Source organism: Gordonia sp. i37, assembly GCF_002043085.1.
In the GTDB taxonomy this organism is placed as follows: Bacteria; Actinomycetota; Actinomycetes; order Mycobacteriales; family Mycobacteriaceae; genus Gordonia; species Gordonia polyisoprenivorans.
The window spans coordinates 35262-43711 of sequence record NZ_MVPX01000514.1 but is presented as its reverse complement, the minus strand read 5'-3'; the positions used below and the strand labels follow the sequence as shown (position 1 = coordinate 43711).

Annotated in this window: 6 protein-coding genes; 4 read left to right on the top strand and 2 right to left on the bottom strand. The window is 66.5% G+C overall.

The genetic code is table 11. The features are described from left to right. Positions 1-69: 69 nt before the first annotated feature. Both eno and B1964_RS25570 read right to left on the bottom strand, forming a co-directional pair. Positions 70-1353: a phosphopyruvate hydratase gene (gene eno / locus B1964_RS25575; RefSeq protein WP_014359347.1), complete on the bottom strand. Its 1284-nt coding sequence runs from the start codon at positions 1351-1353 to the stop codon at positions 70-72. A 121-nt stretch (positions 1354-1474) separates the two neighbouring features. After that, positions 1475-2236, bottom strand: a complete 762-nt coding sequence (locus B1964_RS25570) for a lytic murein transglycosylase (protein WP_079931814.1) — start codon at positions 2234-2236, stop codon at positions 1475-1477. Positions 2237-2647: 411 nt separating this feature from the next. On the opposite strand from B1964_RS25570, the gene efeU reads away from it, so the two are divergent. From efeU to B1964_RS25550, 4 genes are all read left to right on the top strand, one after another. Further along, positions 2648-4393, top strand: a complete 1746-nt coding sequence (efeU, locus tag B1964_RS25565) for an iron uptake transporter permease EfeU (protein ID WP_079931807.1) — start codon at positions 2648-2650, stop codon at positions 4391-4393. Then, the gene (gene efeO, locus B1964_RS25560; RefSeq protein WP_172398968.1) at positions 4390-5580 is read left to right on the top strand and encodes an iron uptake system protein EfeO; all 1191 of its coding nucleotides are present in this window, start codon (positions 4390-4392) and stop codon (positions 5578-5580) included. The genes efeU and efeO overlap by 4 nt, the downstream gene beginning before the upstream one ends. Before the next feature lie 43 nt (positions 5581-5623). After that, entirely contained in the window at positions 5624-6919 is a 1296-nt protein-coding gene (gene efeB, locus B1964_RS25555; RefSeq protein ID WP_079931805.1) for an iron uptake transporter deferrochelatase/peroxidase subunit, read from the top strand. A gap of 104 nt (positions 6920-7023) precedes the next feature. Then, entirely contained in the window at positions 7024-8448 is a 1425-nt protein-coding gene (locus tag B1964_RS25550) for a serine hydrolase (RefSeq protein WP_079931804.1), read from the top strand. The last annotated feature ends 2 nt before the right edge of the window (positions 8449-8450 follow it).

Sequence of the window (8450 nt, the reverse complement as noted above, 5' to 3'; positions counted from 1 at the left end):
CCCCCCCGCCGACGCCCGTCGCGCTCGGAGTTGAAACGCCCATCGGCATCGGCCATGGGCCCTAGCTAATCACGAACCGAACGAGAACCGTGGGAAGGCAAGGTCTCCGGCGTAGCGTGCCGCGTCGCCGAGGCCCTCTTCGATACGCAGCAGCTGGTTGTACTTGGCGACACGCTCGCTACGGGCCGGTGCACCGGTCTTGATCTGGCCGCAGCCGCAGGCGACGGCGAGATCGGCGATGGTGGTGTCCTCGGTCTCACCGGACCGGTGGCTCATCATCGTCTTGTAGCTGTTGTTGTGCGCCAGCGTGACGGCATCGAGGGTTTCGGTGAGGCTGCCGATCTGGTTCACCTTGACCAACAGTGCGTTGGCGATGCCCTTGGAGATGCCCTCTTCGAGCCGCTCGGGGTTGGTGACGAACAGATCGTCGCCGACGAGCTGCACGCGGTCACCGATGGCCTCGGTGAGCTTGGCCCAACCGTCCCAGTCGTCCTCGGCCAGACCGTCCTCGATGGAGACGATCGGGAAGTCGGTGATGAGCTTCTCGTAGAACGGCACCATCTCGTCGGACGAGAAGTCCTTGCCCTCGAGCTTGTACACACCGTCCGAGAAGAACTCGGTCGACGCGGCGTCGAGCGCAATCACCACATCACGGCCGAAACCGTAGCCGGCCTTCTCGACGGCCTCGCCGATGACCGCGATCGCGGCCTCGGTGTTGGGCAGATCGGGAGCGAAACCACCCTCGTCGCCGAGCGCGGTGTTCAAACCCTGCTTGTGCAGGACCGACTTGAGCGCGTGGTACACCTCGGCGCCGCAGCGCAGCGCCTCCTTGAAGGTCGGGGCACCGACCGGCGCGATCATGAATTCCTGGAAATCGATGCCGTTGTCGGCGTGCTCACCGCCGTTGATGATGTTCATCATCGGCACGGGCAGGATGTGCGCGTTGGGACCGCCGACGTAGCGGAACAGCGGCAGCCCGGCCGATTCGGCAGCGCCCTTGGCCACCGCGAGCGAGACACCGAGGATGGCGTTGGCCCCGAGCCGGCCCTTGTCCGGAGTGCCGTCGCAGTCGAGGAGCGCCTGGTCGACGAGGCGCTGTTCCTCGGCGTCGATACCGATGACCGCGGGGGCCAACTCACCGAGAACGCTCTCGACGGCCTTGGTGACGCCCTTGCCGTTGTAGCGATCGCCACCGTCGCGCAGCTCCACCGCCTCGTGTTCGCCGGTCGATGCACCCGACGGAACCGCGGCCCGGGTGAAGGTGCCGTCGTCGAGCAGCACCTCGACCTCGACAGTGGGATTACCGCGCGAGTCGAGAATTTCACGAGCGCCCACCTGTTCGATGATTGCCACGCTGCGCCCCTTTCGATGGACGGGTCGGCGTCTTCTTGAGCGCCGACGGGTACGCGACAAAGCCTAGGGCATGGGAATGGAATCTTCCGCGAGAGTCACCCGGGCGGAACTGACCCCGGCGTCAGTAGCGGACGTTGACCGAGTAGGCGTTGGCGTGATTGCGGACGTCGATGACGTAGGCCATCGAGTTGTTGTAGACCTTGACCGCCTTCTCCCAGCCGGCCGCGGTGGTCAGGTCCCCGCCGGAGGAGACGCACAGGTAGCGGGCCGCCGAGAGCGCCGCATCGTCGATGTTGTCCGGGTCGGCCTTGCCGTCACCGTTGGCGTCGACGCCATAACGCTCCCAGGTCTGCGGGATGAATTGGAAGGGCCCCATCGCACGGTCGTGGGTGGGGTCACCGTCGAGCCGGCCGTGGTCGGTGTCGGGGATCTCCATGTTGCCGCGGGTGCCGTCGAGCGGCACTCCCCGAATCGGTGGCGACACATCACCATTGGCGGCGACATGCGCTCCCCGGTAGGTGCCGTGTTTGCTTTCCACACCGGCGATGCCGGCGAGGGTCGTCCACGCGAGCCCGCACTCGGGATGCTGTTGGCGTTGGATCTCGGCGGCGTTGCCGTACGCCTCGAGAGAGATCAACGGAATGCCGGTGCCCTCGGCGATGGGGCGAGCCCAGCCGGCCATGGCGTCGGCGGTCCGGCCCGGCTGGTCGATGTCGATGTAGGGCTGCTGAGCGCCGGGCGCGGGCGGAATGCCCTCGGGAATGTCGGGTCGGTTCAGTGAACCGATGTCGAGACAACTCGTCAGGGTCATCGATCCGACGACCGCAGCGATCGCGACAACGATCAGCGCGCGATACCGACGCACGCCCCTACCCGCTAGCACCCTGACTACCTCTCCTGCGTGTGGACCACGCGTGTTGCCCTTCGTCGTCGGCCCCTCGATGACCACACGAACAGCGATGACCGCACGAACGACACAGGGTTGCACATCATCGACGCCGGACTCCACTCGTCGACGCGTCGGAGCCCGACATTGTTCTCAACTCCACCCAAGCGCGTCCGGTTCCCGAGGAAAGGGCATACTATCGTCGGTTAGCCTCACCAACACTGCGTCGCACGGCGCGGAACCCGGTGTGCACTGGAGAAGAAAGCCGCATATGGAGCTGGTGGCGGGCACGGCGCCCTCGCAGTTCACGGTCGACGACCGTGATGTCGCCACCCGCCCAGAGGCCACGGAATCGGGCATTCCCGGCTTTGTGCCGGGTCGTCCGCATCGCCCGAAGCGGGGGCAACAATGCTCGCAACCCTGATCATCGGCCTGCGCGAAGGCCTCGAAGCGGCCCTGATCGTCGGCATCATCGCCGCATTCCTGCGCCGCCAGCAGCGCAGCGACGCCCTGCGCTGGATGTGGATCGGCGTGATCGTGGCGGTCCTCATCTGCGTCGGTGTGGCGATCGGGTTGGAGGTGCTTTCCCGCGATCTGCCCCAACAGCAGCAGGAAGCGTTGGAGACGGTGATCGGCGCCATCGCGGTCGCGATGGTCACCTACATGATCGTCTGGATGCGTGAGCATTCCCGAGACCTCAAGGGGGACTTGGAATCCGCCGCATCCGATGCGATGGCCAACGGGTCGGCGTTCGCCTTCGTGCTGATGGCGTTCCTGGCGGTGCTGCGCGAAGGGCTCGAGACCGCCGTCTTCCTCGTGGCGGCGTTCAATGCCAGCGGCAACGCGGTGCCCTCGGCGGCCGGCGCGATCCTCGGTATCGCCATCGCGGTGGCACTGGGATACGGCATCTACCGCGGTGGGGTCCACATCAACCTCGCCCGCTTCTTCAAGATCACCGGCTTGTTGTTGGTGCTCGTCGCCGCCGGACTGGTGATGACGGCCCTGCACACCGCCCACGAGGCCGGATGGCTCGACGTCGGACAACAGCAGGTCGTCGACCTGAGCTGGCTGGTGCGGCCCGGCTCGGTGCAGTCCTCGCTGCTGACCGGCGTGCTCGGGCTACAACCCAAACCTGTCCTCATCGAGATCCTCGGCTGGCTGATCTACGTGCTGGTGGTCGGCACGATCGTCCTGTGGCCGGCCGGGCGCGCATTCCCGCGGCGACTCGCCGCGATCGTCGCGGGCGCCTGCGCCGCGATGCTGGCGATCGCCGCGCTCGTGGTGTTGCTCACCGCACCGGCCACGCCCGCCCTGCCGTCGTCGACGCTGGCGACACGAGCCACCGGGGCCCCGACCACCAGCGGCATCCTGTCCGGCACGACGGTGCAGGTACCCGCGGACGTCTCGGTGTCGGTGTCGAAGGCCGGCGCCGACTCCGCGACCGGTGTGCTGTCCAGCGGCGCCGTCACGACCCCCCTCGAACGACTGTCCGGGGGTGAGACGACCACCTTCGGCAGCCTGTCCGCGCCGACCTTCGACCAGGTCGTCACCCCGAACCTGCCGATCACCGCCTTGGTACCGGGCGCTCCGACGCGGGTGAGCGTCGCCCAGATCGTTACCGGCAACGGCGGACGTCTGCCGGTGGGTCTGGACACCCGACGGTTCGGCGAGTCGGCACCGGTGGTCTACGTCGTCAGCGCCACGGTCACCGTCTCGGTCGATCCGTATTTCGACCGTCCGCTCGCCGCCGATGTGCGCTACGCGATCACCGCGACGGCCACCCCGGAACAGGGTTCTGCGGTCGTGCTCGGCAAGGTCGCCACGTTCGAGACCGGGCATCAGCCCACCGCCGCCGACCTCACCGCACTCGGGGCCGCGAATGATCAGCGCAATCGCCATCATTCGCGCGGTGTGACGGTTCCGCTGACCCTCGCCGTCATCGCCGCGGTACTGGTGGTGGTCGCAGCATTACTCGCGATGGCGTCGCGCCGTCGACCGACCCCATCGACCCGACCAACCCCATCGACACCGCCGGCCCCGGTGTCCGGTGGCGGTGACCCGGCCACATCGGAGCCCTCGGGACCCGACGTGACCCCGGATGTGGACCCGGCCGCCGTGGTGGCGCCGCCCGAGAAAAAGGAGAGAACCCGATGAGGGCTTCCAGACTGGTCGCCGTGTCGGCGACCGCCGTGGCCATCGTAGGTGTGGCCGCCTGCAGCAGCAGCGACGACGGCGATTCGTCGAGTGCGACGAAGACCGTCACCGTCGAGATGACCAACGACGGCTGCAAGGTCACCCCCGACAAGGTCGACGCCGGGCCGATCACCTTCGAGATCAAGAACACCAACGCGGCAGCGGTCAGCGAGGTCGAGCTGTTGCAGGACGGCAAGATCCTCGCCGAACGCGAGAACATCGCGCCGGGTATGGCGGCAACGTCGTTCTCGCACAAGCTCGATGGTGGCACCTATGAGCTGTACTGCCCGGGCGCGACCAACGAGAAGACCACCTTCACCGTCACCGGTACGGCCACCAAGGCCACCGGTAGCGTCGCCGACCAGCTCAACGCGGCCGCGGCCGAGTACAAGCAGTACGTCATCACCCAGGTGAACAGTCTGACCACCGCGACCCAAACCCTCGTAGACGCGGTCAACGTCGGTGATGTCGCCGCCGCCAAGGACGCCTACATCAAGGCCCGCCCGTACTACGAGCGCATCGAGCCGATCGCCGGATCCTTCTGTGCCAACGGCGCTTCGGACTGCTCAACCGACAACGCGGTGAACCTCGACGTCGCCATCGACGCCCGCCCGGACGCCCTGGGGCCCGGTGACACCTGGCAGGGCTTCCACGTCATCGAGAAGCAACTGTGGGAAGCCGGCAACCTCGACGGGATGAAGCCGGTGGCGGCCACCCTCCTGACGAACGTCAAGGATCTGCAGCGCCTGGTCAACGAGCCCTCGTTCACCGTCAAGCCCGCCGACATCATCAACGGTGCCGGTGACCTCCTCGACGAGGTGTCCACCAGCAAGCTGACCGGCGAGGAAGAGGCCTACTCGCATATCGACTTCGTCGACATGCAGGCCAACATCGAGGGCAGCCAGCAGGCGTTCGCCATCGTCAAGCCCGCCCTCAACGAGATCGATCCGCAGTTGACGACGACGATCCAGCAGGCCTTCGACCGAGTCGACTCGCTGATCGACAGCTTCCGGGATCCGAACGGGCCCGGCGGATTCAAGCCGTTCAACGACGTGACCGAACAGCAGAAGCGGGACATGGCCGCGGCCATCATCGCGGTCAAGGACCCGCTGTCGCAGGCCGGCGGAAAGATCGCCGCCGCCAGCTGACGGCACCGTCCTCGCACCGCATCACAGGAGAATTCGACACCCCATGAGCACCACCGCCACGCCAGAACCCACACCGCAGAAACGGGGCCGGGTGAACCGACGAGGGTTCCTCACCGGCGCCGGTATCGCCGGTGCCGGACTGGCTGTCGGTGGTGCCGCGGGCGCGGGGATCACCTACGCCGCCACCGGCGACGAGCGCAGCGATCCGGCCACCGAGACCGTCGAGTTCTACGGCGAGCACCAGGCCGGAATCACCACACGCCAACAGAATTCACTCGTGTTCGCCGCGTTCGATCTCAAGCCGACGACGGTCGCGCAGGTCGAGACGATGATGGCGCGCTGGGCTGCGGCGGCCAGCCTGCTCGCCGAGGGCAAACCGGTCGGTCCCGTGGAGTCCCGGCCGATGGCACCTCCCGCCGACACCGGAGAGGCGTTCGACCTCGGCCCCAACCGTCTCACCATCACCGTGGGATTCGGGCCGAGTTTCTTCGACGACCGGCTCGGCCTGGCCGCCAAGATGCCCGAGGCCCTCCGGCCGCTGGGCCAATTGGCCGTCGACACCACCATCGACCCGTCCATCAGCGGCGGCGACATCTGCGTGCAGGCCTGCTCCGAGGACCCACAGGTGGCCTTCCACGCCGTGCGCAACCTCGCCCGCATCGGGCGCAGCGTGGTCACCCTCCGGTGGCTGCAGGAAGGGTTCGGGCGCGCATCGGCGACCAGCACCGACCAGGTGACGCCACGAAACCTGTTGGGCTTCAAGGACGGAACGGCCAACATCAAGGCCGAGGAGCCGGCCGTCGCCGACAAGTGGGTGTGGGTCGGCGACGAGACCGACCAACCGTGGATGAAGGGCGGCAGTTACCTCGTCACCCGCAAGATCCGCATGCACATCGAGGCCTGGGATTCCGACGACATCTCCGATCAGGAGCGGATCTTCGGGCGCACCAAGGATTCCGGCGCACCACTGTCGGGCGGCGATGAGTTCACCGATCTGAACTTCACGGTCAAGGGAACCAACGGCCGCACCAAGATCGACCGTTTCTCCCACGTGCGCCTGGCCCACCCCGACAACAACGGCGGCGCCCAACTCCTGCGCCGCGGATACAACTTCACCGACGGAATCGACATCCGCACCGGCACCCTGTCGGCCGGTCTGTTCTTCATCGCCTACCAGAAGAACGCCCACGAGCAGTTCGCCCGCATCCAGAACAACCTGGCCCAGGACGCCCTCAACGAGTACATCTCCCCGATCTCCAGTTCGCTGTTCGCGATCCCGCCGGGACTCACCGAGATCGGTGACTGGTACGGCAAGAAGATGTTCGGGTATCAGGGCTGAGCCCGCGCCTTCTTCCCCTACCACCTCGGCTTGCCTGTTCGGCCACGGTCGGCGCATACCCTGTGCCAGACTGCGGTATCGGTGCAGTCGGGTTCAGGGGTGAGATGGTGTCCGAAACGCGGGTCTCGGGACAGTTCTTCGTGAGTGCGCTTGTCGTGGTGCTCACGGTGGTGGCCTCGGTGACCGCAGCGGTGGGCATCGGTTCTCCGGCAGCGGCAGAACCACCACCATTGGCCTCGTGTGCGCAGCCCGCCGGAGCACAACCGACCGTGATGGCACCCGAGCGTCTCGGAGTGGACAAGGCCGGTCTCGACGACGCCATCGCCTTCGCCACGTCCCGGATGCGCACGCACATCCAGGTCTTCCGCAACGACTGTCTCATCGGTGCTGGACCGTTGAATGCGACCACCGGCGATGTGCCGTGGAATCTGTTCAGTTCCACCAAGAGTGTGATCTCGATGCTCGCCGGGATCGCCTACACACAGCACAGACTTGACCTGAATGCATCGATCGCGCGGTATCTCCCGCCGGGCGAGGCCGATGCCGCGCATGCACGGATCACCGTCGCCGATCTCCTCACCCAGACTTCCGGCCTGTCGCAGTCGATCCTCAGTGAGGCGGTCACCGCAGGCCTCGACGTGGATCCGAACATCGCGAAACAGGCTCTTGCGCTGCCAGTCACCCACCGCCCGGGGACCTTCTTCGAGTACACCCAGCACGGTCCGGATCTTCTCGCCTACGTCGTGCAACGAGCCGTCGGCGAAGACCTTCAGCAATTCGCTCAGCGAAATCTGTTCGATCCGTTGGGGATCGATGCCCACGACTATTACTGGGCACGTGACCGGTCCGGGAACACCTACGGTTACGCGTTTCTGTTCATGCCACCGGCCGACTATGCCAGGCTCGGACTGTTGATGGCCGGTGACGGGGTATGGCGATCCCGGCGCATCATCGATTCCGACTACATCACGCGGTTGCGGACGCCCTCGCCGACGAATCACTGTTACGGGTATCTGTTCTGGGTCAACAGTTCTCCGTGTACCGGGCCTTCCTTCCCGTCCCGTCAGACGGTCGATCAGGCCCCATTGGCCGGGTTGCCTTCCGATGCCTACGCGATGGTCGGGTTCCTGCAGCAGAACAATTTCATCGTCGCCAGTCTGGGACTGATGGTGAGCTGGAACGGCTTCCTCGGCGACGTATCCCCCGATCCGGCCACCGACCTCAGCGCCAGCCCGATCAGCGAGCTCTATCACACCTTCTTCCGGAAGCTGGTCGCCGCCTTCCGCTCTCCGCGCCTGCCCGACCCCGGTCCCTACCGACCCGCGATGAACCTGAATCTCGACCCGATGCAGTTCGCCGACCCCGACATCACCCTCGGCGCACTCGGTGTCGGCCCGGACGCCCCGCGCGACTGCACCGTACTGTCGTGCGGCAACACCCCGCTGCGTGCGCCGCTGTCGGGCAATCCGGGTTGCTTCGCAATCACCTGCCTGCCGCTCACCGCACAGGCACCGCACCGGGTGGGCTGAGC

Coding starts and splice junctions, on each gene's coding strand:
- efeU (WP_079931807.1), top strand. CDS start 2,648: ATGCTCGCAACCCTGATCATCGGCCTGCGCGAAGGCCTCGAAGCGGCC.
- efeO (WP_172398968.1), top strand. CDS start 4,390: ATGAGGGCTTCCAGACTGGTCGCCGTGTCGGCGACCGCCGTGGCCATC.
- efeB (WP_079931805.1), top strand. CDS start 5,624: ATGAGCACCACCGCCACGCCAGAACCCACACCGCAGAAACGGGGCCGG.
- B1964_RS25550 (WP_079931804.1), top strand. CDS start 7,024: ATGGTGTCCGAAACGCGGGTCTCGGGACAGTTCTTCGTGAGTGCGCTT.